Genomic DNA, 23772 nt, shown 5'->3' on the forward strand with positions numbered 1-23772 from the left:
GGCCTTCACCTCATCAATCGTTTTGATTCTGCTTCGTTGCTTGTAACCTATCGTGCCCCTTTTCCCCAGATCTTGCCGCAGATGGCACGATGAAGCTCGTGACTGAAAGCAAGGGATCCCTCATTGGTGGCGCGCTGAAGGCCACTCTGCACACCAACCAGGGTGACATCAACCTGAACCTGTTCCCCGACCACGCGCCGAAAACGGTCGCGAACTTCGTCGGGCTCGCCGAGGGCAGCAAGGAGTACACCCAGCCCAACGCGCAGGGCGCGAACTCGGGCCCGTTCTACGACGGGTCGATCTTCCACCGCGTCATCGACGGCTTCATGCTCCAGGGCGGCGACCCGACCGGCACCGGCCGCGGCGGCCCCGGCTACAAGTTCGGCGACGAGTTCCACCCGGAGCTCCAGTTCTCCAAGCCGTACCTGCTGGCCATGGCCAACGCCGGACCCGGCACCAACGGTTCGCAGTTCTTCATCACCGTCGCGCCGACGACGCACCTGAACTTCAAGCACACCATCTTCGGCGAGGTCGCGGACCAGGCTTCCCGCGACGTCGTCGACGCGATCGGCCGCACGGCGACCGGTCCCGCCGACAAGCCGCTGAACGACATCGTCATCGAGAAGGTCAGCATCAGCCGCGAAGGCTGACCACACTGATCACACGGCCTGATACGGGGGATTTCGGTAGGTTGGTGGCATCGTGAGCCAACCACCGAATCCCCAGTACCAGCAGGCCGCCATGCCCGGCTGCTGGTGGCATCCGAACCGGCCGACCGGGCTGAGCTGTTCACGCTGCGAGCGTCCGGCCTGCCCGGATTGCCTGCGCGAAGCCGCCGTCGGCTTCCACTGCACCGACTGCATCCAGGCAGGCCGCCAGCAGGACCGCGTCCAGCAGAAGCAGTACCGCGACGCGGGCTACGGCGCGACCACCCTCGCCGGCGCCCAGCCGGTCCGCACGGCTGTCGTCACGCCGGTGCTCCTGGCGCTCAACGTCATCATCTTCTTCATCACCGTCGCCCAGTCCGGCAGCATCTCGGACAACAACTTCTCCGCGCTCTTCCAGCTCGGTGAGCTGGCGAACCCGCCGACGCTCGCGAACAACGAGTGGTGGCGCGTCTTCACCTCGGGCTTCCTGCAGTACGGCCTGCTGCACATCGCGAGCAATGCCTTCTCGTTGTGGTTCGTGGGCCGCCCGCTGGAGACCGCGCTCGGGCGCGTGCCGTTCACCGCGCTCTACTTCGTGTCGATGCTCGGCGGCTCGGCCGCGAACCTGGTCTTCACGGACCTCGACGCCGTCCCGGTGGTCGGTGCCTCCGGCGCGATCTTCGGGCTCATCGGCGCGTACACGGTCATCGTCATCAAACTCAGGCTCAACCCGACCTGGCTCCTGGTCATCCTCGGGCTGAACATCTTCATCACCTTCCAGGTGCCGGGTATCTCGGTCCTCGCCCACGCGGGTGGTTTCGCCGCCGGCCTGCTGGCGACGTTCGCCCTGCTGTACGCCCCGGAGAAGAACAGGCTGCGCTGGCAGATCGGCGGCATGGCGATCGTCGTGGTGGCGATGGTCGGGCTCATCGTCTGGAAGGACGCGCAGACGGTGTCCGCCGCGTACTGCCAGCTCACCTCGTTCCAGGGCCAGACCGCGTACCTCTGCTACCGGTAGCAGGCGCGCTTCCACCGAGTGGTGGAAGCCCAGCGGCCGCGGCACGTCAAGGCGAGTTCAGCGGTTCGCTGCGGACGTGCGTCGTCAAGATCAACCCGATCTGCTCGCCGGCCTCGCCGTACGAGATCTTCGGGGAGTACGCGCCGCCCGCGGCGGGACCGGCCGTTCCGGGCTGGTCACCCGGCCCGAACGGCGACGTCCACTACTACGACAACGCCTGACCCTTGAGGGCGGTGAGGACGTCCAGGACGTCCCTGGGGTCCTCGCCGAGGTCGATCCGGCCGAACACCAGCAGGTGTTCGCCGGATTCGACCTCGAGGGTCAGGCTGTCCCGGCCGAGTCGTCGCGTCGTGCGCAGCCGGAGCCGGGCTTCGGTCCAAGAGTAGCGGTGCGTGCCGCCGGCGGTCCTGGCCAGGATTCCGCCGGGACCGGCCGCCAGCCGGGGACGGATCAGGGTGCCGTGGAGTGCGAGCGCGCCAGTGGAGAGCATGGCCAGCCCTGTCAGCACGGTGCCGCCGACGTCGCCGTCGATGGCCAGCCACAGCGCTCCTGCCAGCAGCGACAGGGTGATCACCCAGGCCACTACCACAACATTCCGCTGCGGCGCCCACGAGGTGGGGTAGTTATCCACAGGGGTTATCCACACTGGGGATGAGTCACACCGGTGTAATTAGGCGTCAAGCCGCCATCCGGGGTAATGCTCACCGCCACCGCATCGTCATGAGCAACCCGGCGATCATCAGCACGAAGCCGATGGCGAAGTTCGTGTTGCCCAGATCTGCCATGAAGGGGATCTTGTCGCCCGCGATGTAGTTGACGACCAGCCACATCAGGCCGACCAGCATGAGACCGAACATCACGATCTTGTAGAACAGGTTCGACGGGCCCGCGGCCTTGACCTTCACCGGCGTGCGGCGGTCGGTCGGCGGGGTGTACGCCGTCTTCTTACGGACCTTGGACTTCGGCATCGTGTTCCTCGCGTACTGTTCGGCTTCCCTGGTGGCGATGACCCGCTTTCGGGTGCGCAACCAGCGCCACGTGCACACGTTAACGTAAACGAGCGCCGCTGGGCACCGTCCGGGACCGGTCGATTTCCCGCACTGTGACAATGGTGTCACACACGGTTCGACACTGTGCTGGTTCGACATGTGCTGGTTCGACACTGCGGCTTGGTTCGAGACTGAGGAGCTTGCGTGGCTGAGCGGGAAGAGCCGGGCGGGGACCGACGGCGGTACTCCCCACGACCCCCCGGTGGAGGCGGCCAGGCCCCTCGGCGTAGGCCGGACGAGGGACGCGCCCCTGGAGAGGCGCCCACGCCGCGCCGGAGGCCGCCGGAAGGTCCGCCGCCGCGCCGCCGGATGGACGGGCCGCCACCGCGTCGTCGCCCCGCGCCGCCGCCGGGATCGACCGAAGAGACCGTCATGTTCGAGCCGGTCGGCGGTGGCACCGCGACCGAGGAACGTCCGCCGCGCGAGCTGGGCAAGGGCGGCGTCGCCATCCGGTCCGTGGGCGAACTGCTCATCACCGCCGGTCTCGTGGTGCTGCTGTTCATGGTCTACGAGGTCTACGTGACCGACCTGTTCTCCGCGGGCAAGCAGTCCGAGGCGAGTTCGGAGCTGGACGGCGACTGGTCGAAGGACCGGCAGCTGCACCCCGACCTCGTCGACGGGAAGGCGTTCGCCAGAATCCACATCCCGGTGTTCGGCGCCGACTTCAACTTCACCATCCAGGAAGGCACCACCGAGGCCGCGCTAGAAGTCGGCCCCGGCCACTACAAGGGCACGGCGCTACCTGGCGAGCCGGGCAACTTCGCCATCGCCGGCCACCGGGTCGGCAAGGGCGCGCCGTTCAACGACCTGGACAACCTCAGCTCGTGCGACCAGATCATCATCGAGACGCAGACCGACTTCTACATCTACAAGGTGCTGCCCTACAAGGACGAGGTCGAGGGCTGGGCCGCGGGCAAGGGCGCCGACCCGAAGTGCAAGAACGTCGGGACGCTGCGTGACCCGAACGCCGTCGACGGCGGCGCCTACGGCGAGACCAACGGCCGCCGCATCGTGTTCCCGAGCAAGGGCGAAACGGTGAACCCGGTGCCGTACAAGGACCCGGAGATCCTGCCGAAGGCCGAGCAGGTCTCGCTGCTCACGCTGACGACCTGTCACCCGAAGTTCTCGGCGAAGGAACGGCTCATCATCCACGCGGTGCTGGCCCAGCAGGTGCCGAAGAACCAGGTCGGCTCCTACGCCGAACTCCTGCCCAAGATCTCGGAGGCGCGCTGATGTACGGCTGGATCTGGCGCAAGCTGCCGGGCCCCTTCGCGGTGAAGCTCGCGACGGCGGTCGTACTGGCTCTCGGGGTCGTGGCGCTGCTGATGTTCGTCGTCTTCCCCTGGCTGGAACCGAGGCTGTGGTTCAACGAAGTGAGCGTCCAGTAGCCGCGCGGTTCGGCGTCTTCCTCGTCTCCGGGCGGTTTCCCGGGCAGGAGGACGCCGATGTCCTGCGCCGGTCGGTCGACGCCGCCATCGCCGCCGAGCGGGCCGGGTTCGACGACGTGTGGTTCGCCGAGCACCACTTCATGCCGTACGGCGTCTGCCCGTCCGCCATCACCCTCGCCGCGCACGTCCTCGGCCGCACCGAGCGGATCGCGCTCGGCACCGCGGTGAGCGTGCTGTCGATCGCGCATCCGGTGGCGCTCGCCGAACAGTGGTCGCTGCTCGACGCGGTTTCCGGCGGACGGCTGCGGATCGGCGTCGGCAGGGGCGGGCCGTGGCAGGACCTCGAGGTCTTCGGCACCGGCGCGTCCCGCTACGAAACGGGGTTCGAAGAGAGTCTCGACCTGTTGCTCGCGGCGATGACGTCGGAGACCGTCTCGGCAGGCGGCGACCACTTCAGGTTCCGTGAGGTGCCGATGGTGCCGCGGCCCGAGCGTGCTCCGCGCCTGGTCGTGGCCTGCGGGGACGCCGGCTCGCGAGCGGTCCGGCTCGCCGCCGATCGCGGGCTGCCGATGTTGCTCGGCCTGCACGCCGACGACGACCTCAAGATCGAAACCCTTGCCGCGTACGGGGATTCCCCCGCCGAGCACATTTCGACGGTGATGTGCCAGGTCGGGGACGACGCGCTGGACGTCGTGCGGTCCGCGTTGCCGGGTTCCCTGAAGGAGGGATTCGCCGGACACGTGTACCTCGACGGCAAACGCGGGCTGGACAAGGATCCGGTGTCCTACACCGACAAGCTGTGCGAGATGCACCCGATCGGCGGCGTGGGGTACTGCGTCGACCGGCTGGGAACGAGCATCCGGCGTACCGGGGTCTCCCACGTGATCATGATGGTGGAAGCGTCCGGTACGCCGGAGGGAACACTCGAGAACATCGCGCGGATCGGCGCCGAAGTGCTGCCCGCGCTGCGCTGATGGGCGTCAGGCGTCAGCAGTCACGCAGTTCCGGGCTCTGGTTCAGCAGCTGCCCGCGGACCGAGACGAACGCGCGGTAGCGGTCACTGTCCACTTGGGACGGTTTGAACGCGGCGACCCGGTGGCAGTTCTGGAACGCCAGCTTGACACCGAAGTGCCGTTCCAGTCCGCCGCGGATGGAGTCCGAGGCCAGCGCCCGCAGCAGCTGCCCGCGTTCGGCCTCGCTCGGCGGCGGCGTCTCGTTGTCGGCGAACCCGTCGGCCGCGCCATCGGCCTCCGCGATGACACCGGTGATCACGGTCCAGGCGTACGGCAGGGATTCCCGGACACAGGTGACGAATTCGGCGTCGGAGACCTCCCCGCGCTCGGCCTTCTCCAGCAGCGCGGGCGATACATCCAGAGACATCGGACCTCCGAGAGAGACACAGTGAACGTGGGCCGTCTTCCTGATTACTCACCCGCGGGCCAAGCCACAAGAGAAAACGATCATCATCACCACTTTGGCGGAAGCCGTCGTCACTCCCAGCGAAAGAGCTTCGCCGCCACGACACAACTGCCCACCGCGAAAGCCGCCAGAACGGCGAGCTGCAGCGGCTGGGCGCCCGTGCCGGTCCAGGCGTCTTCGAGGGCTTTGACGCCCGGCGGGATGTACGCGCCGATGTCCCGGATCGCCTCCGGAAGCAACGGACGCGGCAGCCAGACGCCCCCGAGGAACATGACCGGGATGTAGGCGATCAACGCGATCCCTCCCGCGGCGCGGCTGGTCTTGGCGACCGCCGCGGCGATCAGGCCGAGGCCGAAGATCGCGATCGTGCCGAGGACGAACGTCAGCAGGAAGCCGAGCGGGTGACGTGGGCTGGGAACGTCGAAGACGACGCCGGCCGTCACCAGGAGGATGCCGACCCCGCCGATCGTCACGGTGACGTTGATGATCAGCTGCGCCACCAGCAGCTGGACCGGGTGTACCGGCGTGGTGGCGTAGCGGCGGAGGATGCCCTGTTCGCGGTACGACGCGATGATGCCGGGGATCGCCTGCAGGCCCATCATGGCCATGGTGAGCACGATCATCGACGGCACCCAGGCGTCGAGGAAGCGCATGCCCGACGTTGTTCCGCTCTCCGCGCGAATGCCGGGGATCACCCCGAGCACGGCCGTGATGGCCGTCGGCAGGACGAGCCCGCCGATGACGAAGCCTGGCGTGCGGAGGGCGAGTTTCGTTTCGGTGAGAGTGATCTTGGCGAGGGTGTTCATTTTTCGTCTCCTCGATCAGTCGCGGCCGGTCAGGGTCACGAAGGCTTCGTCCAAAGTGGATTTACCGGCGCGGTCACGGAGTTCGCCGGGGGTGCCGGTGGCGACCACGCGCCCGGCGTCGAAGATCGCGAGGCGGTCGCAAAGGCGCTCGGCCTCGTCCATGAAGTGCGTGACGAGAAGGACGGTGACGCCGGTGTCGCGTACGGTCTCGACGAGCTTCCAGGTGTCGCGGCGGGCATGCGGGTCCAGACCGGTGGTCAGCTCGTCGAGGACGGCGACCTCGGGGCGGCCGACCAGCGCGAGCGCGATCGAAACGCGCTGCTTCTGCCCGCCGGAAAGCTTGCCGAAGTACTGGTTCCGCTGCTCGGTGAGACCGAGTTTCGCGAGCAGGTCGCCGGTGTCGGCGGGGTTCGCGTAGAAGGACGCGTAGAGGTCGAGCGCCTCATGGACCTTGATCTTGTCCGGAAGGCTGCTCTCTTGAAGCTGCGAGCCGACGCGCTGCCTGAGGGCGCCGCGGTCCTTGCCGGGGTCGAGGCCGAGGACCGACATGGTGCCGGAGTCCGGCGAGCGCAGTCCCTGGAGACATTCGACGGTGGTGGTCTTGCCCGCACCGTTGGTCCCGAGGATCCCGAAGATCTCGCCCTGTTCCACGTGGAACGAAACGTCGTCGACCGCGACGCGCTCCCCGTACGTCTTGCGGAGGTTGGTGACTTCGATGAGTGGCATGCGAAAAACGTTATGGCGCAAGGGACTTGGCCAGAATGGTGCTGAACCCACAACCGGGGTGGTGCTGGACCCACCCTGATCGGGGGCCTGCGGTCACTGTGCCTGCCGGGGTGGTGGGGAAGACTTCGTCGCATGATCCGCACCCACCTCACTTCAATGCGCCGTGGCTTCGTGCTCGCGGCCTTGGCGCTGGTGAGCTGGCTGGACCTGCTGCTCGAACTGGTGGGTTTCTGCCTGCTCTGCGTCGGCCTGGTCTTCGCCTACACACTGGCGCTCGAAGGGACGCGTCCGCGCGCCGCTCTCACCCGGCGACTGTCCGGGCGCTGGTGCGGGATCGAGGTCGAGCCGCCCTATCGGCCGGCGCCGCCGGAGCCGGAACGCGAGCGCGACGGCTGGTACCGCGAAGGGAACAGCCTGTTCAAGCGGTCCTGGTTCATCCGGTGGACCAAACGGTTCGAGTGGATTTCCGACGATCCGGCGACCGGCCGCGATCTCGGCTGGCAGCTGTGGAATCCGCTCGCGGGCCTGCTGCTCGTGCCCGCGGTCCTGGTGGCCGGGCCGCGCGCGCTCCGGCTGTACGGGAAGTGGACGCGCTGGTGGCTCGGACCCCGCCCGGCCCGCGACCGGGACGGCTGGGTCAAGAGCAGGTTGAAGGCGCTGGGGTTCCAGCTGGGCCTGTTCGCGCTTTCGGCCGCACAGCTCGGGATGGCGTTCCCGACGCTGTTCGCCCTGATCTGGCCGTCGCCGCTGTTCCCGACGATGGTCGTCGCCGGTCGTACGGTGACCGACACCCTGCGCCGCGAGGCCAAAAACTGGACCGGCGTGCGGATCGACCGCCCGTACCTGCCGGAGCCGCCGTTCCCCGTCCCGCGGGCGGACGGGATGTACCAGCACGGACGGCAGCTGTACGACACGCCGTGGTGGCCGGCGCGGCTGGCGCGCTTCCGCTGGGCGATATCCGACCGCGCGACTTGGCGCGACCTGGCGGCCGCGGTGGTCAACTCCGTGGTGCTGCTGCTGATGGTGGTGCCGACGGCGGCGCTGGTGTTCTTCGGCTTCTGGGGCGTGCTGGCGCTGTGGGCCTGGCGGCCGATCGGCCAGTGGACGGGCACCTCGTGGTCGACCACGAACTGGTTCTCGATGGTCGGATTGCCCGAGGCGACCACGCACGGGCAAGCGCTCGCGCTGACTCCCGTCGCGGTGGCGGCCTTCGTCGCCGGGCTGATCGCGACGCCGTGGCTCGCCCGTCAAGGAGCGCGCTTCGCGAAGCTGCTGCTGGGGCCGACAGAGGCTTCGCGGCTGGCGCAGCGCGTCGAACGGCTGAAGCAGACACGGACCGACGCGTCGGTCGCGCAGGCCGCCGAGCTCCGGCGCATCGAGCGGGACCTGCACGACGGGGTCCAGTCGCGGCTGGTCGCGCTGGGGATGAAGCTGGGCGCGGTCGAAGCGCTGATCGACAGCGATCCGGCCGCGGCGAAACGGCTGGCCGCCGAGCTCCGGCAGACGTCGTCCGAGACGTTGACCGAGTTGCGGCTGCTGGTGCGCGGGATTCACCCGCCGGTGTTGTCCGAGCGGGGTCTCGGTGACGCGGTGCGGGCAATGGCGCTGGACAGTCCGATGCGGGCTTCGGTGAACGGCGTCCTGCCCCGGCTGGAGCAGCCCGCCGAGGCGTGCGCGTACTTCGCGGTCAGCGAGTTGCTTGGCAACGCAGCGAAACACGGCGAGGCGCGGCGAGTGTCGATCGAACTGGGCTACGAAGACGGTCTGCTGCGGATCGAGGTGACCGACGACGGCAAGGGCGGCGCGAACGCGGCCCGTGGAAGCGGGATCCGTGGGATCGAACGCAGGCTGGGCGCGTTCGACGGTACTTTTGCCCTGACCAGCCCGCCCGGCGGGCCGACGAAGGCGACCGTGGAGATCCCGTGCCAGCTCGACCCCGATGCGTCGTCGCCGAGGACCAGTACCTCCTCCGAGACGGCTTGACGCATTTGCTGACCGCTCACGGTTTCGACGTCGTCGAGGCGGTCGGGACCGGGCCGGAACTGGAGCACGCGCTGCGCACGCACCGGCCGGACGTTTCGGTCGTCGACGTCCGGATGCCGCCGACGCTCACCGACGAGGGCCTCCAGGTCTCGCTGGCGGTGCGGCGCGACATCCCTGGACTGCCGATTCTGGTGCTGTCACAACATGTCGAGCAGCTCTACGCCCGGGAACTGCTGGCCGACGGCGCCGGCGCGATCGGCTATCTGTTGAAGGACCGGGTCTTCAACGCGGACCAGTTCATCGACGCGGTGCGGCGAGTGGCGGGCGGCGGGACCGCGATGGACCCCGAGGTGATCGCGAAACTGGTGGCCGGCAACGCATCCGACCCACTCGTGGCGTTGACCCCACGCGAACGCGAGGTGCTCGGCCTGATGGCCGAAGGCTGTTCCAACGCCGCCATCGCCGGACGGCTGCACTTCAGCGAAGGGGCGGTGGGGAAGCACACCGCGAACATCTTCGCGAAACTCGGCATCGTCGCTTCGGACGACACGAACCGCCGCGTGCTCGCGGTCTTGGCCTACCTGGGCGCTCCTGACCAAAGCGCGTGAAGGCCCCCTTCCCTCGACTCAGCCGAGGGAAGGGGGGCCTTCACGCGCAGTTTTCAGTCCCTTGAGATGCGGGTCATCTCGTCGCGCTCCACGACCTTCACGCGTTCCCGGCCGTGCGGGACGCCGAGGGCCTTCTCGTGGGCGTCGAGCTTGCCCCAGCCTTCCCAAGTGGTGAAGGGAACGCCGCGTTCGGTCAGGAAACCGAGGATCGCGTCGGGGTCTTCGATGGCCGGGGCCGCCAAGGCGTCGGCGTCGGCCAGCAGGCTCGCGATCGTCTCGGCCGCGTCGCCCTTGGTGTGACCGATGAGGCCGACCGGGCCGCGTTTGATCCAGCCGGTCACGTAGACGCCCGGCACCTGGTCCTCGTCGATGTCCAGCACCCGGCCCGCCTGGTTCGGCACGGTCCCGGTGGTGTGGTCGAACGGGATCTCCGGCAGATGCGACGACAGGTAACCCACCGCGCGGTAGACGGCCTGGACGTCCCAGTCGTGGAACTCGCCGGTGCCGCGCACGTTGCCGTCGCCGGTCAGTTCGGTGCGTTCGGTACGGAGGCCGGTGACCCGGCCGTCCTCGCCGACGATCTCGCAGGGCGAGTGCAGGAAGTGCAGGTGCAGCCGCTTCGGCCGGTCACCCTGATCGCGGATCGCCCACTCCTGCAGCGTCTTCACGACCATGTCGATCTGCTTCGACGCCCGCAGCGCGGCGATGCTGCCCTCGTCGAACTCGATGTCCTCGGGGTGGACGATGACCTCGACGTTCGGCGAGTGGTCCAGCTCGCGCAGCTCCAGCGGCGTGAACTTCGCCTGCGCCGGGCCACGGCGGCCGAACACGTGCACGTCGGTGACCGGGCTGGCCTTCAGGCCCTGGTAGACGTTGTCCGGGATGTCGGTGCTGAGCAGCTCGTCCGCGGTCTTCGCGAGGATCCGCGCCACGTCGAGCGCCACGTTCCCGACGCCGAGGACGGCGACCGACGTCGCGTTCAGCGGCCAGGTGCGTGGCACGTCCGGGTGCCCGTCGTACCAGGAAACGAAGTCCGCGGCGCCGTAGCTGCCGTCGAGGTCGATCCCGGGGATGTCCAGCGCGCGGTCGGCCATGGCGCCGGTCGAGAAGATCACCGCGTCGTAGAACTGGCGGAGGTCGTCGAGTTTGAGGTCGGTTCCGTAGTCGACGTTGCCCAGCAGGCGGATGTTCGGCTTGTCGAGGACCTTGTGCAGGGCGGTGACGATGCCCTTGATCCGGGGGTGGTCGGGCGCGACGCCGTATCGGATCAGCCCGAACGGCGCCGGCATGCGCTCGAACAGGTCGATCGTCACGTCAGCGTCGGACTTGTCGAGGATGTCGGCGGCGTAGATGCCGGCCGGACCGGCACCCACGATGGCTACACGAAGAGAACGGCTCACTCCTACCACGGTAAGTTAGGCAGCCCTAACAATCATTGTGATCTGGCGTACGGTCCACCTGGTGAGAGCCGCTAAGCTGGCTCCATGCGCGTGCTCGTCGTCGACAACTACGACAGTTTTGTCTACAACCTGGTCCAGTATCTGGCCCAGCTCGGCGCCGACTGCACCGTCTGGCGTAACGACGTGGTGGAGATCGACAAGCTCGCCGAGTTCGACGCGGTGCTCGTCTCTCCCGGCCCCGGGACCCCGGAACGTGCTGGTCAGAGCATGGACGTCGTCCGCGAATGCGCCGAGAAGCGGATCCCGATGCTGGGCGTCTGCCTCGGTCACCAGGCCCTGGGTGTCGTCTTCGGCGCCACCGTCGATCGTGCCCCGGAACTGCTGCACGGCAAGACCAGTCAAGTCCACCATTCGGGCGAAGGGATCCTCGCCGGGCTCCCCGCGGAATTCACCGCCACGCGGTACCACTCGCTGACCGTTTTGCCCGAAACCATCGACGGGGCCGTGTTCGAGATCACAGGCCGCACCGAGTCCGGGGTCGTGATGGGCATGCGGCACCGCGAACTGCCGCTCGAAGGCGTCCAGTTCCACCCCGAGTCCGTGCTCACCCAGGGCGGGCATCGGATGCTGGCGAACTGGATGGCTTCCGCCGGGCACCCGGTCCCCGAAGCCACGGTCAACGAACTCGAACAGGCGACCCGCGCGCTGCAGAAGGCCGCTGCTGCGTGACCTCGCTGATCCGGCTCGAACGAGTCGGGAAGCGCTACGGCCGCGGTGAACCCGTGCTCGTCGACGTCGACCTCGACGTCCCGGCGGGCCGCGTCGTCGGCGTCCTCGGCTCGAACGGCTCGGGGAAGTCGACGCTGCTCAGGATCCTTGGGGCCCTCTCTCGCCAGACCTCGGGAGCCGTCGTGGGCGGCCCACGCGTCGGTTACCTGCCCGACCGTTTCCCGGCGGGGCAGCGGATGAGCGCCAGGGCGTACCTGCGGCATATGGCCCGCATCGACGGTCTTGTCGACTTGTCGGCAATCGACCCCTTGCTGGACAGGCTGGCGCTGGTCGGCGGGCCGGACGCGCCGTTGCGGACCCTGTCGAAGGGCAACGCCCAGAAGGTCGGCCTCGCCCAGGCCGTCTTGGCCGAGCCGGAACTGCTGATCCTCGACGAGCCCTGGTCCGGCCTCGACGTCGAAGCCCACGCGGTGCTCGGCGAAATCGTCGCCGAGACCAAGGAGCGGGGCGCGAGCGTGGTCTTCACCGACCACCGCGCGGCCGTCGTGCACGCCCACGCCGACGACGTCTACCGGATGGACGACGGCTTCCTGACTCGCGTCGAAACGAAAGCCGAAAGCGCGACGAGGATCGTCCTTCACGGACCCGGTGGCGACTGGTCTTCGGAACCCGGCGTCCGCCAGGCCGAGACCGAGGGCGAGAAGGTCGTCCTGACGGTCGAAGCGGGGCACACGGACGCAGTCCTGCTTCGCGCGCTCAACCGCGGCTTCTCGGTCCGGGAGGTGGCGCCGTGCTCGCGATGACCCGCTACTACCTCGCGCTGCTCGGCCATTCCCAGCGCTATCTCCCCGCGATCCTCGCCTACCTCGCGGTCAACACCGTGCTCTACACGGATCCGAAGTCACCACTGCTGCCGCAGTACGGGATCAGCGCGGGTTCGCTCCTGGTGGTCTCCTGCTGGCTGACCATCGCGATGCTCGACGTCGAAGATCCGGTCCAGCGGCTCGTCACCTTCAGCCACGCACGACGCTGGCGATCTGTCCTCGCCGGCGCCACGCTGGCCGTCTTCGGCTGCGCCACCGTGCTGATCGTCGTGACGCTGGCGTGGTCGAGCCTCCGCTCCGGCGGCTTCCCGATCGGCAGCCTCGCCCTCGGCGCCGCGGCGCACGCGTTGTGCGCGCTCTTCGGCATCGCGATCGGCCTGCCCTGTTCGCGGCTGCTGGTGCCGCGCGTCGGCTGGTCCGTCCTGGCGGCGGTCTTCGCGCTCGCGGCCGTGCTCCTGGTGAAATGGCTGCCGCTGGCCAACCCGCTGCTGCGTGCCCTGACCTCGCAACTACCGCTGGCCGGTCCGTTCACGGTTGCCGTGGTGGCGGCGGTCGCCGCCCTGCTGCTGAGCGCGACGGTCGTCGGATACCTGCTCCGCCGCAACGCCTGATGCCGCGTCTCATCGCACTCAACGGCCCGCCCGCCTGCGGGAAGTCGACACTCGCCCGGCTGTACGCCGAAGACCACCCGTTGACGCTGAACCTCGACATCGACCGGATCCGCGGCCTGCTCGGCGCTTGGCGGGACAACGCCGCGCGAGCGGGCCTGCTCGCCCGCGACCTCGCCGTGAACGCCGCGCGGACCCATCTGCTCGCGGGCCACGACGTCATCGTCCCGCAATTCCTCGGCCGCGCAGGCTTTCTCGAAAGACTCGAAGCGCTCGCCGGGGAGACGGACGCGGAGTTCCACGAGATCGTGCTGCTCGACACCAAGGACAACGTGCTCCGGCGGTTCGCCGAACGCACCCGCGCGGCGGCCGAGCCCGAACACGTCGAAGCGCACGAGATGCTGGGCGGACCCGAACAACTCGCGGCGATGTTCGACAGGCTCATGGCGCTCATCGCCACGCGACCGAAGGCGGTCGTCGTGCACACCGGCGCCGGACGGATTCAGCAGGCTTACCAAGGACTTCTCGACAGCTTGGCGCCCTATTGAATGTCCGGTCGATGGCTGGATGTGCGGTTCTCGGTGGGGGCAGGGCGATCACTGCTCCGGTTCTCCCGGGCCGCGATGCGGATCAGGGTCCGCCGCGCGACCGACAACCGTGAAGAACCGCTCAGGATCTTCGGACGGAAGATCGCCGAGTAGCTCGATCAGCTCGCCTAACGGAACGAAGGTCGGCATCCGGCTGTGCGGAACGATGTCCGCGACAGGCGTGCCGTTACGAGTGAGAACGAAGCTGTCCCCTTCTTCGACGGCACGCATGATGTTCGGCATGTCGTCGCACAGCTCGTGTTGAGTGATCTGCCGGACCATGCTCGAAAAGTAGTGCCCCGGTCTCGGGGCATGAAAAAGGCCCCGCACGAAACCGTGCGGGGCCCTTTTCAGCTCTGTCAGCCGGGCGGGAAGAGCCGCGAGCTCGACGTCGTCGTCGGCGTCTCGTCGCCTTCGACGATGAACAGCGTGATCGGCGCGTTCTTCGCGATCTTCGCACCGGCCTGCGGGTTGGTCTTGCTGACCTTGCCCGCGAGGTCCCGGTCACCGTTCTTGTCGGCCTGCGAATCCAGTTTGCCGCTCCACCCCAGCTGCTGCAGCTGACGCGTCGCCTGCTCCTCGGTCATGCCCTGCAGGTTCGGCATGTCGAAGGTCTCCTGGCTGCCGTCCGACACGGACAGCTTGACCACACTGCCGACGGCCAGCTTGCCGCCGTTCGGGGTCTGGTCGATGACCGTGCCCTTGGGCTGTTCGGAGCTCACGTTGGTGACCTGCGGGGTGAACCCGGCCGCCTTCAAGCCGGCTTCGGCCTCGGCCTGCGTCTTGCCCTTGTAGTTCTGGACCGTCTTCAGTTCCTTGGACTTGCCGACCGTGATGTCGACCTTCGAACCCTGGTCGACCTCGGCCTGCGAAGCCGGGTTCTGCGAGATGACCTTGCCGGCCTCGTTGGTGTCTTCGGTTTCTTCCTCGCTGGTCGCACCGAGCTTCAGACCTGCTTCGGTCAGCGCCGCCGTGGCCTCGGCCACGCTCTTGCCCTTGAGGTCCGGCGTCTTGACCTTGCTCGGCTTCGCGCCGACGGTCAGCGTGATCTTGTCCGAGGTGGGCGTCACCTGGCCCTCGGCAGGGCTGATCGCGATGACCTTGTCGATCTGGTTCTCGTCGCAGGCGGGCTGGCCGTTCACGGACTCGCCGGTGCACGTGATCTTCTTGGTGGGCTCGAACGAGTTGAACCCCACCCCGCGGAGCGTGTCCTTCGCCGAAGCCTCGGACTGGCCCGTCACCTTCGGGATCGCCTTGCTCTCCGCGTCGGAGCCGTTGAACGCGTTGGACAGCCACATGATCAGCAGCACCACCGCCGCCAGCGAGACCACCAGACCGGCGATGAGCCAGGCACGGCGCTTCTTCTTCGCGGCCGGGTCTTCGTCTTCGTCCTCGTACTGGTCGTAGCGCTGCGGCACCCGGCGGTCGGAGTCCATGACCTGGGTGCGCTCGTCCTCCGACATCACCATCGGCGCGGACGGCCGCTGGCCGGACAGCGTGCGGACCAGGTCCGAACGCATCTCCGCCGACGACTGGTAGCGGTTCGCCGGTCCCTTCGCGAGGGCCTTGAGCACGACGGCGTCGAGCTCGGGCGCCACGGCCGGGTTCACCGACGACGGCGGGTTCGGGTCTTCCCGGACGTGCTGGTACGCCACCGCCACGGGGGAGTCGCCGGTGAAGGGCGGCTCGCCGGTGATGAGTTCGTACAGCACACAGCCGGCGGCGTAGACGTCGGAACGCGCGTCGACGGACTCACCGCGCGCCTGCTCCGGCGAGAGGTACTGCGCCGTGCCGATCACCGCGGCGGTCTGCGTCATCGCGGACTGCCCGTCGTGCATGGCGCGCGCGATGCCGAAGTCCATCACCTTGACGGCGCCGTTCTTCGTGATCATCACGTTCGCCGGTTTGACGTCGCGGTGCACGATGCCGTGCCGGTGCGAGAAGTCCAGCGCCGCGCAGACGTCGGCCATGACCTCCATCGCCCGCTTCTGCGACATCGGGCCTTCGGTCTTCACGATGTCCCGCAGAGTCCGTCCTTCGACGAACTCCATGACGATGTAGGGCAGCGGGCCGAACTCGGTGTTCGTCTCGCCGGTGTCGTAGACGGCGACGATCGCCGGGTGGTTCAGTGCCGCCGCGTTCTGTGCCTCGCGACGGAAACGTTCTTGGAACTGGGGATCCCGCGCCAGGTCGGCACGCAGGATCTTGATCGCCACCTCCCGGCCCAGGCGCACGTCGTGGCCGTGGTGGACCTCGGACATGCCTCCGTAGCCGAGTGTCTCGCCCAGCTCGTAGCGGTTGCTGAGCAGTCTTGGTGTGCTCATCTCTGCGTGCCGTTCCATTCCGTCCAAGGTTTGCTGCTCATCATTCCTGGATTCGCCTGTCCGGCCGGCTCCTCGGTGCCGCCCTCCGTCGGCACCGCGGGGTACGCGGATGTCGGCGAAGGACCTTCAGACTTCTTACCCGGAGCCGGTGCTTGTTCACTCGTTTCCACGCCGCCCGACTGCGGTCCGTTGCCCGAACCGACCAGTCTCACGATGAGGAAGGCTCCTGCCACCAGTACTGCGATCAGGATCACCGCGAGCAGCACCCACCAACCCCACTGCGTCCGTCTGCCGGGCAGGCGGCGGACCGCCATCGGCGGCGGGCCGGTGACCGGGTGCATCGCGGGATGCGACGCCGGTCCGACCGCCGCCATCGGGTTCTGCGGCGAATGCGGGCCGGGCGGGACCTGCTGCGGCAGCACCGGCTGGCCTGCCGAGTAGGCCACGTTGACCAGCCCCGACGGCGTCGGCAGCGGAAGCCCGGCGCGGACCGCGGCCACCGCGGCCGCGAACTCGCCGCCACTGTTGTACCGCTGTCTCGGATCCTTGATCAGGGTCGCCTCGATGACCGCGCGGGTGCCGGGGGGCACGTCCGGCGGCAGCGGCGGCGGGAGGTCGCGGATGTGCATCATCGCGACGGTCACCGCGTTCTCCGAAAGGAACGGCCGGTGCCCGGTGAGGCATTCGTAGCCGCAGACGGCGAGCGAGTAGACGTCGCTCGCCGGTTCGGCGTTGTGCCCGAGCGCCTGTTCGGGGGCGATGTAGTGCGCGGTGCCCATCACCATGCCGGATCTGGTCACCGGTGCGGCGTCGGCGGCCTTGGCGACCCCGAAGTCGGTGATCTTCACCTGGCCGGCCGGGGTGACCATGATGTTGCCCGGTTTGACGTCGCGGTGCACAAGACCCGTTTCGTGCGCGGCCTGCAGCGCGTTACCGGCCTGCTCGAGGATGTCCAAAGTCCGCTCGGCGTTCAGCCGTCCTTCGCGGGTGATGATCGCGGCCAGCGGATCGCCTTCGACCAGCTCCATCACCAGATACGCGATCGACAGCTCGTCCGCGACCGTCTCGCCGTAGTCGTGCACGGCGGCGATGCCGGGGTGGTTCAGCGACGCCGTCATCCGCGCCTCGGTCCGGAACCGGTGCAGGAACTCGGCGTCGCCGGACAGCTCCGCCTTGAGGATCTTGACCGCGACCGTCCGGTCCAGCCGCGTGTCACTGGCCTGCCAGACCTCGCCCATCCCGCCGACGGCGATCCGGTTCGTCAGCTTGTACCGGTCGGCCAGCAGCTGACCCGAGGACAGCATCCGCTATCCACCCCCGAGCATGGCGTTGACGGCGGCGCGGCCGATCTCCGCGGCCACGGTGCCACCGGTCGCTTCGAGCCCTCGGTTACCCCCGGACTCGACGATCACCGAAACGGCGATCTTCGGGTCCATCGCCGGCGCGAACCCGGTGTACCAGGCGTGCGGCGGGGTGGCCTTCGGGTCGTTGCCGTGCTCGGCGGTGCCGGTCTTGGAGGCGATCTGGATGTCGCCGCGTTTGCCGGCGCCCTTCGTGTTCTCTTCCGACGCCAGCATCATGTCGCGCAGGATCGCGGCGTTCGCGCTGGACATCGCGGCGTCACCGGTCAGTTCGGCCGGGGTGTAGTCCTCGATGGTCGACAGGTTCGGCGCCAGCAGCGACTGCACGAGCTGCGGCTTCATCGCCATCCCGTTGTTCGCGATGGTCGCCGAGAGCAGGGCGTCCTGCAGGGGCGTCAGCCGCACGTCGCGCTGGCCGATGGCGCTCTGGAACAGGGCCGCCTTCGATTCGAGCGGGCCGAGGGACGAGCCGGCGACCCGCATCGGCACGGCCAGGTCCTCGCCGACACCGAAGTTCTTCGCCATCGCGTTCAGCTTGTCCTTGCCGAGTTCGCCCGCGAGTTCGGCGAAGGGCACGTTGCAGGAGTACCGCAGCGCTTCCTTCAGCGTGCTGCCCTTGCAGGCCGCGCCGCCGTAGTTCTCCAGTGTGGTCTGCGTGCCGGGGAGCTTCACGTTGGGCGCGGTGCTGACCGGCATGTCCGCGGTCTTGCCGTCTTCGAGCGCGGCCGCGGTCACCAGCAGCTTGGCCGTCGAACCCGGCGGGTACGTCTCCGAGATCGCGCGGTTCAGCATCGGCTTCTTCGGATCGTCGCGCCACTGCGACCAGGCCGCGACCTGCTCCTTGGTGGTGTGCGAGGCCAGTTTGTTCGGGTCGAACGACGGCGTCGACACCATGGCGAGGATGCGCCCGGTCTTGGGCTCCAACGCGACCACCGCGCCGGTGTAGCCCTTCTGCGTCATCAGGTCGTACGCGGCCTTCTGCACGGCCGGGTTGATCGTCAGCCGCACGTTCCCGCCGCGTGGGTCGCGGCCGGTGACCATGTCCGAAAGGCGCCGCACGAACAGCCGCGGGTCGGAACCGTTGAGGACATCGTCCTCGGACCGCTCCAGACCGCCGGCGCCGTAGTTGATCGAGTAGTAGCCGGTGACCGGCGCGTACATCGGACCATCGGCGTAGGTCCGGATGAACTTGTACTTGTCGTTCGACGGGTCGACCTTCGCGAGCGCGGCGCCGTCGGGCGTCACGATCAGCCCGCGCTGGCGGGAGTACTCGTCGTAGAGCACGCGCACATTGCGCGAGTCGGTGCGGTAGTCGTCGGCCTTGACCACCTGGATGTAGGTGGCGTTGGCCATCAAGAGCACCACCATGACGAGCATGGCGACACCCACCTTGCGGAGCGGGGTGTTCACGCGGGGCTCCCCTCACCGGTCGCGGGCGGCCGCTGGACCATCACCGTGTGCGCTTCGGCGAGCGGCGCTTGCGGCTGCTGCGGCTTCGGCCGCACGGCGGGTTTGCGGGCGGCGTCGGAGATTCGGAGCAGGAGGGCCACCAGGATGTAGTTCGCGAGCAGTGAGGAACCACCGCGGGAGAGGAACGGGGCGGTGATGCCGGTGTTCGGGATCAGGTTCGTGACGCCGCCGACGACGACGAAGATCTGCATGACCAGTGCGAACGACAGACCGCCGCCGAGGAGTTTGCCGAAGGTGTCGCGCACGGCGAGTGCGCTGCGCATCCCGCGCATCGCCAGGATCAGGTACAGCATCAGCATCGCGGTGAGGCCGATCAGGCCGAGTTCCTCGCCGATCGCGGTGGTGATGAAGTCCGTCTTGGCCTCGGGGACCATGTCCGGCCGTCCGGCGCCGAGGCCGGTCCCGCCGACGCCGCCCGTGCCGAGCCCGAACAACCCCTGCGCGACCTGGTAGCCGCCGCCGGGGTCGTCGTAGGTGGCCAGCGGGTCGATCCAGTTCCGGACGCGCTGCTGGACGTGTGTGAACAGGTTGTAGGCGATGATCGCGCCGGCGGCGAAGAAACCGACCCCCAGCACGACCCAGATGACCCGCTCGGTGGCGACGTACAGCATCACCAGCGTGACGCCGAAGAACAGCAGCGACGTACCGAGGTCCTTCTCGAACACCAGCACGCCGAGGCAGGCGGCCGCCGCGATGAGGATCGGGCCGAGGTCACGGGCACGCGGCAGCTCGACACCGACGATCCGCTTGCCCGCGACCATGAACAGGTCGCGTTTCGTCACCAGGAACGAGGCGAAGAAGATCATCAGCAGGATCTTCGCGAACTCGCCGGGCTGGATCGAGAAGAACGGCAGCTTGATCCAGACCTTCGCGCCGTTGACCTCGGACAGGCTCGACGGCAGCACCGCGGGCAGCGCGAGCGCCACGATGCCGATCAGACCACAGGTGTAGCCGTAGCGGGTCAGCGTGCGGTGATCGCTGATCACGACCAGCACCACCACGAACAACACCAGCGAGATCGCCGTGAACAACACCTGCTTGGTGACGTCCGGCGTGTACTCCTTACCCTGCTGGATCGCGCGTTCCGCGAGCGCCAGGTCGATCCGGTGGATCATCACCAGGCCGAGCCCGTTCAGCAGCGCGACACACGGCAGGATCACCGGATCCGCGTACGGCGCCCAGCGGCGGACCGCCAGATGCGCCGCCGTCAGCACCCCGAGGTACGACAGGCCGAGCCAGATGATCGAGCTGGTGAGCTCCTGCTCCTGGTTCGCCTCCACCAGCACGAGCGCGACGGTGACGATGAACGTCGCGAACGCCAGAAGGACGAGTTCGGTCCCGCGCCGCTTGGGCAGCTCGCGCGGAGGGTTCGTGGCGAACTGGGCCGAAGCCGGATCGGCGAGCGGCGTGCTCATCAGTTACCGCCCCCTGGTGCTGCCGTGGTCGGCGTCGAGCAGTCCCTCCCCGCTGGCTGGTTCGCCGAACTCGGCGAGGCGGGGGTAGAAGGGGCTGCCGCCGACGACGACACCGGAGGCGACGACGCGGTGGGCGGCGTGGAAGTCGAGCTGGTGGCCTGCTTGCAGTCGGCCAGCTGCTTGTGCGGACGCAGGAAGTCGTCGATGTACTTGCGGGCGTCGTCGAGGTTGTCCTTCTTGACGCCGTTCTTCACCGCGATCCGCGCGTCCTCCTGCAGTGCCGGCACCAGCAGCTTGTCGGTGCACAGGCCGCCCGGCGGGCACGAGCCCTGCTCGTAGGCGTGCAGGTCGATGCCGAGGATGCTGCCAGGGACGCCGCGGTAGATCACGACCTCCTCGCCCGCACCCTCGCCGACGTAGTACTGGCTCAGCACGAAGTACCGCGTGGCGATCGCCGCCGCGGCCAGCACGATCAGGACGACCACTGCTCCCGCCAGCCAGCGAAATCGCCTCCGGCGCTTGACCTTCGGGTCCTCCTGCTGGGGCTGGACCTCCGGCCGCGGCTGCGGCGCGGGCTGGGTCAGCGCGCGGGCGCGGGCGGCGGGGGAGTCGCCCTGATGGAATTCGTCACTGCCGTCACCGGCGGCGCCGCCCACGATGGGCGCGTCCTCACCGAAGTCGACGTCGACGACGTCGGCGATGATCACCGTGACGTTGTCCGTGCCGCCGCCCTTGAGCGCCAGCTCGATCATCCGGTCCGCGCAGGCCTGCGGATCCGGGATCTGGATCGCCTCGGCCAGCGTCTCGTCGCTGACCATGCCGGACAGACCGTCCGAACAGATCAGGTAACGGTCACCGGCGCGGGCCTCGCGCACGGTCAGGCTCGGCTCGACCTCATGGCCGGTGAGCGCCTTCAGCAGCAGCGACCGCTGCGGGTGCACCGCGGCCTCTTCCGGCGTGATCCGGCCCTGTTCGAGAAGTTCGTTGACGAAGCTGTCGTCCCGCGTGATCTGCGAGAACTGCCCGCCGCGCATCAGATACGCGCGCGAGTCGCCGACGTGCACGACACCCATCCGGGAACCGGCGAACAACATGGCGGTGAGCGTGGTGCCCATCCCGTCGAGGTCCGGGTCCTGCTGGACGAGTTCGGCGATCGCGGCATTGCCGTTCTGCATGGCGTCGCGAAGCTGAGCGAGAAGGTCGTCGCTCGGATCGTCGTCGTCGAGTGGGGCGAGGGAGGCGATGACGACCTTGCTGGCCACCTCACCCGCGGCGTGGCCGCCCATGCCGTCGGCGAGGGCGAGCAGGCGGGGACCGGCGTACACGGAGTCCTGGTTGCTGGAACGCACCAGGCCCCGGTCGCTGCGAGCCGCGTAGCGAAGGACGAGAGTCATGGGCGAAGCTCGATCACCGTTTTGCCGATCCGGATGGGGACTCCGAGCGGGACCCGGAGGGGTGCCGTGACCTTAGCCCGGTCGAGGTACGTCCCGTTCGTCGAGCCCAGATCTTCCACGTACCAATCCTCCCCGCGCAGTGCGATCCGGGCGTGCCGGGTCGACGCGTAGTCGTCGTCCAGCACCAGGGTCGAGTCGTCGGCGCGGCCGATCAGGATCGGCCTGCCGTCCAAGGCGATCCTGGTACCTGCCAGCGCACCATGGGTCACGAGCAGCTGCTGCGGCGACTTCCCGCCGCGCGGCTTCTTGTTTTCCTTCTTCTTGCGACCGAACGTCGGGACGGCGACTCGCAGCCCGGAGGCCGCGTACAGATCCGAACGGACGACACGCAACGCGGCGAACACGAAGAGCCAGAGCAGCACGAGAAAGCCCACCCTGGTGAGTTGAACGACCAGCTCTGGCACTTGTTGTGTCCGCTCCCGTTTCTCCTGTACGCCGCGGAGAGCCCGTGCCGTCCGGGATGGTCGGCTCCGGACAGCGCTGCTCTCCGCGTACGACCCGAGGTGCCGATCCACCACAGGTCCCGCACCGCAATTCTGCGATACCCCCTCCGGACGCCGCCGGTCAGCCCTGCGTACGGAACACGAGAGACGAGTGGCCCACGCGGATCACGTCGCCGTCGGCCAGCTGCCAGGTCTGCACCGGGGTGCCGTTGACGGTCGTGCCGTTGGTCGAACCGATGTCCGCGAGCGTCGCGCTCTGGCCGTCCCAGGTGATCTCCAGGTGACGACGCGAGACACCGGTGTCCGGGAGCCGGAAATCGGCGTCCTGCCCACGGCCCACGACGTTCCCGCCCTGCTTCAGCGAGTACGAGCGGTTCGATCCGTCGTCCAGCTGGAGGCTCGCCGCGAGCTGACGGCCGGCCGCGGGCTGGCCACCGTAGCCGCCACCCTGCGCGTACGGATCCGCCGCGGGCTGACCGTACTGCTGCTGGGCACCGCCGTACTGGTCGTACCCGGGCTGCTGCTGGCCGCCGTACTGGTCGTAGCCGGGCTGCTGCGCGGCACCGCCGCCGTAGCCCTGGTCGTACCCGGGCTGCTGCTGGCCGCCGTACTGGTCATAACCCGGCTGCTGCGCGGCACCGCCGCCGTAGCCCTGGTCGTAACCCGGCTGCTGCTGGCCGCCGTACTGGTCGTATCCGGGCTGCTGCGCGGCACCGCCGCCGTAGCCCTGGTCGTAGCCGGGCTGCTGCTGGCCGCCGTACTGGTCGTACCCGGGCTGCTGGGCGCCGCCGTAGCCCTGGTCGTAGCCGCCCTGCTGCTGGCCCTGGCCGCCATAACCCTGGTCGTACCCGGGCTGCTGCTGGCCAGCCTGCTGTCCGTAGCCGTACTGGCCCTGCTGGCCGTACGGGTCACCCTGGTCGTATTGGCCGTAGCCGGGGGGCTGGCTCATTGCTGGGTCTCCTGCGTTGCTGGGTCGTGCCGACCGTGACGAACCTTCGGCGCCGTGGGGCTTGACGTCGGGATCGACGGACGAACGGGTCTTGAACTGTCCAGTATGCAGCGCCTCGTTGCGCTCGAGCGAAACTACGACGTCACCATAGGTGTCCCAACCGTGCTCGGCGAGGTGTTCCTTGACCGCCTCCGCCAACACCGAAGTGACCCGACGCTCGTCTCCGGCCATACGTTCGTGATCAGCCTGCCCCAAGGACACGATGTAGTGATTGGGGGCGAGCTGTCGACCTCCGGCCAGCTCACGAACGTTCTCCTCGCTCTCGCGCTCAAGCGCCACCGCCACTTCCTGCGTGACGACATTGCCACCGAACATGCGCGCGAAGGTATTGCCCACGAGGTTCTCGAGCCGCCTATCAAAGCGCTCAACGCGGCCCACCGGGCAACCTCCTCACACGTGTGCTTCCCCGTCGATCCTATCCGGGTACGGCCAGTCGGACACGGCCCCCGGTGAAACCCGTGAAATCAGCCTGCTACGCTTTGCGAGCTGTCAGAGAACGAAGCA

25 protein-coding genes are annotated in these 23772 nt (G+C 68.3%); 11 read left to right on the top strand and 14 right to left on the bottom strand.

Annotated features, from left to right (window positions below; translation table 11 throughout):
• Window positions 1-89 precede the first annotated feature (89 nt).
• Together DL990_RS03350 and DL990_RS03355 are read left to right on the top strand one after the other, a co-directional pair.
• Window positions 90-650, top strand: a complete 561-nt coding sequence (locus DL990_RS03350; RefSeq protein ID WP_199746195.1) for a peptidylprolyl isomerase — start codon at window positions 90-92, stop codon at window positions 648-650.
• Window positions 651-702: 52 nt separating this feature from the next.
• Window positions 703-1665 (top strand): rhomboid family intramembrane serine protease, encoded by a 963-nt coding sequence (locus DL990_RS03355; RefSeq protein WP_125781589.1) that lies wholly within the window; start codon window positions 703-705, stop codon window positions 1663-1665.
• Window positions 1666-1870: 205 nt separating this feature from the next.
• Here the strand turns inward: DL990_RS03355 and DL990_RS03365 are convergent, their stop codons facing one another.
• Together DL990_RS03365 and crgA are read right to left on the bottom strand one after the other, a co-directional pair.
• Window positions 1871-2248, bottom strand: coding sequence for a PH domain-containing protein (locus DL990_RS03365; RefSeq protein WP_125781591.1), 378 nt, complete (start codon window positions 2246-2248; stop codon window positions 1871-1873).
• Window positions 2249-2366: 118 nt separating this feature from the next.
• Entirely contained in the window at window positions 2367-2633 is a 267-nt protein-coding gene (gene crgA / locus DL990_RS03370; protein WP_101613637.1) for a cell division protein CrgA, read from the bottom strand.
• A gap of 390 nt (window positions 2634-3023) precedes the next feature.
• On the opposite strand from crgA, the gene DL990_RS03375 reads away from it, so the two are divergent.
• Genes DL990_RS03375 through DL990_RS03385 form a run of 3 tightly spaced genes read left to right on the top strand, consistent with a single transcriptional unit; the run spans window position 3024 to window position 5076 of the window.
• The gene (locus tag DL990_RS03375; RefSeq protein WP_125781593.1) at window positions 3024-3947 is read left to right on the top strand and encodes a class E sortase; all 924 of its coding nucleotides are present in this window, start codon (window positions 3024-3026) and stop codon (window positions 3945-3947) included.
• Entirely contained in the window at window positions 3947-4102 is a 156-nt protein-coding gene (locus DL990_RS03380) for a hypothetical protein (protein ID WP_125781595.1), read from the top strand. Before DL990_RS03375 ends, DL990_RS03380 begins: the two co-directional genes overlap by 1 nt.
• Window positions 4075-5076 (top strand): LLM class flavin-dependent oxidoreductase, encoded by a 1002-nt coding sequence (locus DL990_RS03385; RefSeq protein WP_125797833.1) that lies wholly within the window; start codon window positions 4075-4077, stop codon window positions 5074-5076. Before DL990_RS03380 ends, DL990_RS03385 begins: the two co-directional genes overlap by 28 nt.
• Before the next feature lie 13 nt (window positions 5077-5089).
• On the opposite strand, the gene DL990_RS03390 is transcribed toward DL990_RS03385, so the two are convergent.
• The 3 genes from DL990_RS03390 to DL990_RS03400 form a co-directional block, all read right to left on the bottom strand.
• Window positions 5090-5482 carry an SCO5389 family protein gene (locus tag DL990_RS03390; RefSeq protein WP_125781599.1) on the bottom strand — a complete coding sequence of 131 codons (393 nt, stop codon included), beginning with the start codon at window positions 5480-5482 and terminating at the stop codon, window positions 5090-5092.
• Between the two features lie 110 nt (window positions 5483-5592).
• Entirely contained in the window at window positions 5593-6327 is a 735-nt protein-coding gene (locus DL990_RS03395) for an ABC transporter permease (RefSeq protein ID WP_125781601.1), read from the bottom strand.
• A gap of 15 nt (window positions 6328-6342) precedes the next feature.
• Complete coding sequence (locus DL990_RS03400; RefSeq protein ID WP_125797834.1) at window positions 6343-7053, bottom strand: ABC transporter ATP-binding protein; 711 nt, start codon at window positions 7051-7053, stop codon at window positions 6343-6345.
• Between the two features lie 132 nt (window positions 7054-7185).
• Between DL990_RS03400 and DL990_RS03405 the strand changes: the two genes are divergently transcribed.
• Complete coding sequence (locus DL990_RS03405) at window positions 7186-9036, top strand: sensor histidine kinase (RefSeq protein WP_125797835.1); 1851 nt, start codon at window positions 7186-7188, stop codon at window positions 9034-9036.
• Window positions 8976-9644, top strand: a complete 669-nt coding sequence (locus DL990_RS03410; RefSeq protein WP_125781607.1) for a response regulator transcription factor — start codon at window positions 8976-8978, stop codon at window positions 9642-9644. Before DL990_RS03405 ends, DL990_RS03410 begins: the two co-directional genes overlap by 61 nt.
• A 53-nt stretch (window positions 9645-9697) precedes the next feature.
• Here DL990_RS03410 and DL990_RS03415 read toward each other — a convergent pair whose 3' ends face one another.
• Window positions 9698-11017: an FAD-dependent oxidoreductase gene (locus DL990_RS03415; protein ID WP_125781818.1), complete on the bottom strand. Its 1320-nt coding sequence runs from the start codon at window positions 11015-11017 to the stop codon at window positions 9698-9700.
• 111 nt (window positions 11018-11128) lie between these two features.
• Here DL990_RS03415 and DL990_RS03420 point away from each other — a divergent pair, with 111 nt between their 5' ends.
• The 4 genes from DL990_RS03420 to DL990_RS03435 are packed head-to-tail and all read left to right on the top strand — an operon-like array spanning window position 11129 to window position 13753.
• Window positions 11129-11773, top strand: coding sequence for an aminodeoxychorismate/anthranilate synthase component II (locus DL990_RS03420; protein WP_125781609.1), 645 nt, complete (start codon window positions 11129-11131; stop codon window positions 11771-11773).
• Window positions 11770-12576 (top strand): ABC transporter ATP-binding protein, encoded by an 807-nt coding sequence (locus DL990_RS03425; protein ID WP_125797836.1) that lies wholly within the window; start codon window positions 11770-11772, stop codon window positions 12574-12576. The genes DL990_RS03420 and DL990_RS03425 overlap by 4 nt, the downstream gene beginning before the upstream one ends.
• Complete coding sequence (locus DL990_RS03430) at window positions 12564-13208, top strand: hypothetical protein (protein WP_125797837.1); 645 nt, start codon at window positions 12564-12566, stop codon at window positions 13206-13208. Before DL990_RS03425 ends, DL990_RS03430 begins: the two co-directional genes overlap by 13 nt.
• Complete coding sequence (locus DL990_RS03435) at window positions 13208-13753, top strand: AAA family ATPase (RefSeq protein ID WP_125781615.1); 546 nt, start codon at window positions 13208-13210, stop codon at window positions 13751-13753. Before DL990_RS03430 ends, DL990_RS03435 begins: the two co-directional genes overlap by 1 nt.
• Window positions 13754-13801: 48 nt before the next feature.
• Here the strand turns inward: DL990_RS03435 and DL990_RS03440 are convergent, their stop codons facing one another.
• From DL990_RS03440 to DL990_RS03475, 8 genes are all read right to left on the bottom strand, one after another.
• A complete protein-coding gene (locus DL990_RS03440; protein WP_125797838.1) occupies window positions 13802-14074 on the bottom strand; it encodes a type II toxin-antitoxin system Phd/YefM family antitoxin in 273 nt (90 codons plus the stop codon).
• Window positions 14075-14151: 77 nt separating this feature from the next.
• On the bottom strand, window positions 14152-16116 hold the full coding sequence (pknB, locus tag DL990_RS03445; RefSeq protein ID WP_125797839.1) for a Stk1 family PASTA domain-containing Ser/Thr kinase: 1965 nt from the start codon (window positions 16114-16116) through the stop codon (window positions 14152-14154).
• Complete coding sequence (locus DL990_RS03450; RefSeq protein WP_125781621.1) at window positions 16113-17420, bottom strand: protein kinase; 1308 nt, start codon at window positions 17418-17420, stop codon at window positions 16113-16115. Before DL990_RS03450 ends, pknB begins: the two co-directional genes overlap by 4 nt.
• 3 nt (window positions 17421-17423) lie before the next feature.
• Window positions 17424-18887, bottom strand: a complete 1464-nt coding sequence (locus tag DL990_RS03455) for a penicillin-binding protein 2 (protein WP_125781623.1) — start codon at window positions 18885-18887, stop codon at window positions 17424-17426.
• Entirely contained in the window at window positions 18884-20362 is a 1479-nt protein-coding gene (locus DL990_RS03460) for an FtsW/RodA/SpoVE family cell cycle protein (RefSeq protein WP_125781625.1), read from the bottom strand. Before DL990_RS03460 ends, DL990_RS03455 begins: the two co-directional genes overlap by 4 nt.
• Window positions 20362-21756 carry a PP2C family serine/threonine-protein phosphatase gene (locus DL990_RS03465; RefSeq protein WP_125781627.1) on the bottom strand — a complete coding sequence of 465 codons (1395 nt, stop codon included), beginning with the start codon at window positions 21754-21756 and terminating at the stop codon, window positions 20362-20364. Before DL990_RS03465 ends, DL990_RS03460 begins: the two co-directional genes overlap by 1 nt.
• Complete coding sequence (locus DL990_RS03470) at window positions 21753-22220, bottom strand: FHA domain-containing protein (protein ID WP_007030429.1); 468 nt, start codon at window positions 22218-22220, stop codon at window positions 21753-21755. Before DL990_RS03470 ends, DL990_RS03465 begins: the two co-directional genes overlap by 4 nt.
• Window positions 22221-22380: 160 nt before the next feature.
• On the bottom strand, window positions 22381-23646 hold the full coding sequence (locus DL990_RS03475) for an FhaA domain-containing protein (protein ID WP_125781629.1): 1266 nt from the start codon (window positions 23644-23646) through the stop codon (window positions 22381-22383).
• Window positions 23647-23772: the final 126 nt, after the last annotated feature.

Origin of the sequence: Amycolatopsis sp. WAC 01416, from assembly GCF_003947485.1 — a bacterium.
Classification (GTDB): domain Bacteria; phylum Actinomycetota; class Actinomycetes; order Mycobacteriales; family Pseudonocardiaceae; genus Amycolatopsis.

Coding starts and splice junctions, on each gene's coding strand:
- pknB (WP_125797839.1), bottom strand. CDS start 16,116: ATGAGCACACCAAGACTGCTCAGCAACCGCTACGAGCTGGGCGAGACA.
- DL990_RS03460 (WP_125781625.1), bottom strand. CDS start 20,362: ATGAGCACGCCGCTCGCCGATCCGGCTTCGGCCCAGTTCGCCACGAAC.
- DL990_RS03380 (WP_125781595.1), top strand. CDS start 3,947: ATGTACGGCTGGATCTGGCGCAAGCTGCCGGGCCCCTTCGCGGTGAAG.
- DL990_RS03465 (WP_125781627.1), bottom strand. CDS start 21,756: ATGACTCTCGTCCTTCGCTACGCGGCTCGCAGCGACCGGGGCCTGGTG.
- crgA (WP_101613637.1), bottom strand. CDS start 2,633: ATGCCGAAGTCCAAGGTCCGTAAGAAGACGGCGTACACCCCGCCGACC.
- DL990_RS03390 (WP_125781599.1), bottom strand. CDS start 5,482: ATGTCTCTGGATGTATCGCCCGCGCTGCTGGAGAAGGCCGAGCGCGGG.
- DL990_RS03420 (WP_125781609.1), top strand. CDS start 11,129: ATGCGCGTGCTCGTCGTCGACAACTACGACAGTTTTGTCTACAACCTG.
- DL990_RS03350 (WP_199746195.1), top strand. CDS start 90: ATGAAGCTCGTGACTGAAAGCAAGGGATCCCTCATTGGTGGCGCGCTG.
- DL990_RS03395 (WP_125781601.1), bottom strand. CDS start 6,327: ATGAACACCCTCGCCAAGATCACTCTCACCGAAACGAAACTCGCCCTC.
- DL990_RS03375 (WP_125781593.1), top strand. CDS start 3,024: ATGGACGGGCCGCCACCGCGTCGTCGCCCCGCGCCGCCGCCGGGATCG.
- DL990_RS03450 (WP_125781621.1), bottom strand. CDS start 17,420: ATGCTGTCCTCGGGTCAGCTGCTGGCCGACCGGTACAAGCTGACGAAC.
- DL990_RS03400 (WP_125797834.1), bottom strand. CDS start 7,053: ATGCCACTCATCGAAGTCACCAACCTCCGCAAGACGTACGGGGAGCGC.
- DL990_RS03435 (WP_125781615.1), top strand. CDS start 13,208: ATGCCGCGTCTCATCGCACTCAACGGCCCGCCCGCCTGCGGGAAGTCG.
- DL990_RS03405 (WP_125797835.1), top strand. CDS start 7,186: ATGATCCGCACCCACCTCACTTCAATGCGCCGTGGCTTCGTGCTCGCG.
- DL990_RS03440 (WP_125797838.1), bottom strand. CDS start 14,074: ATGGTCCGGCAGATCACTCAACACGAGCTGTGCGACGACATGCCGAAC.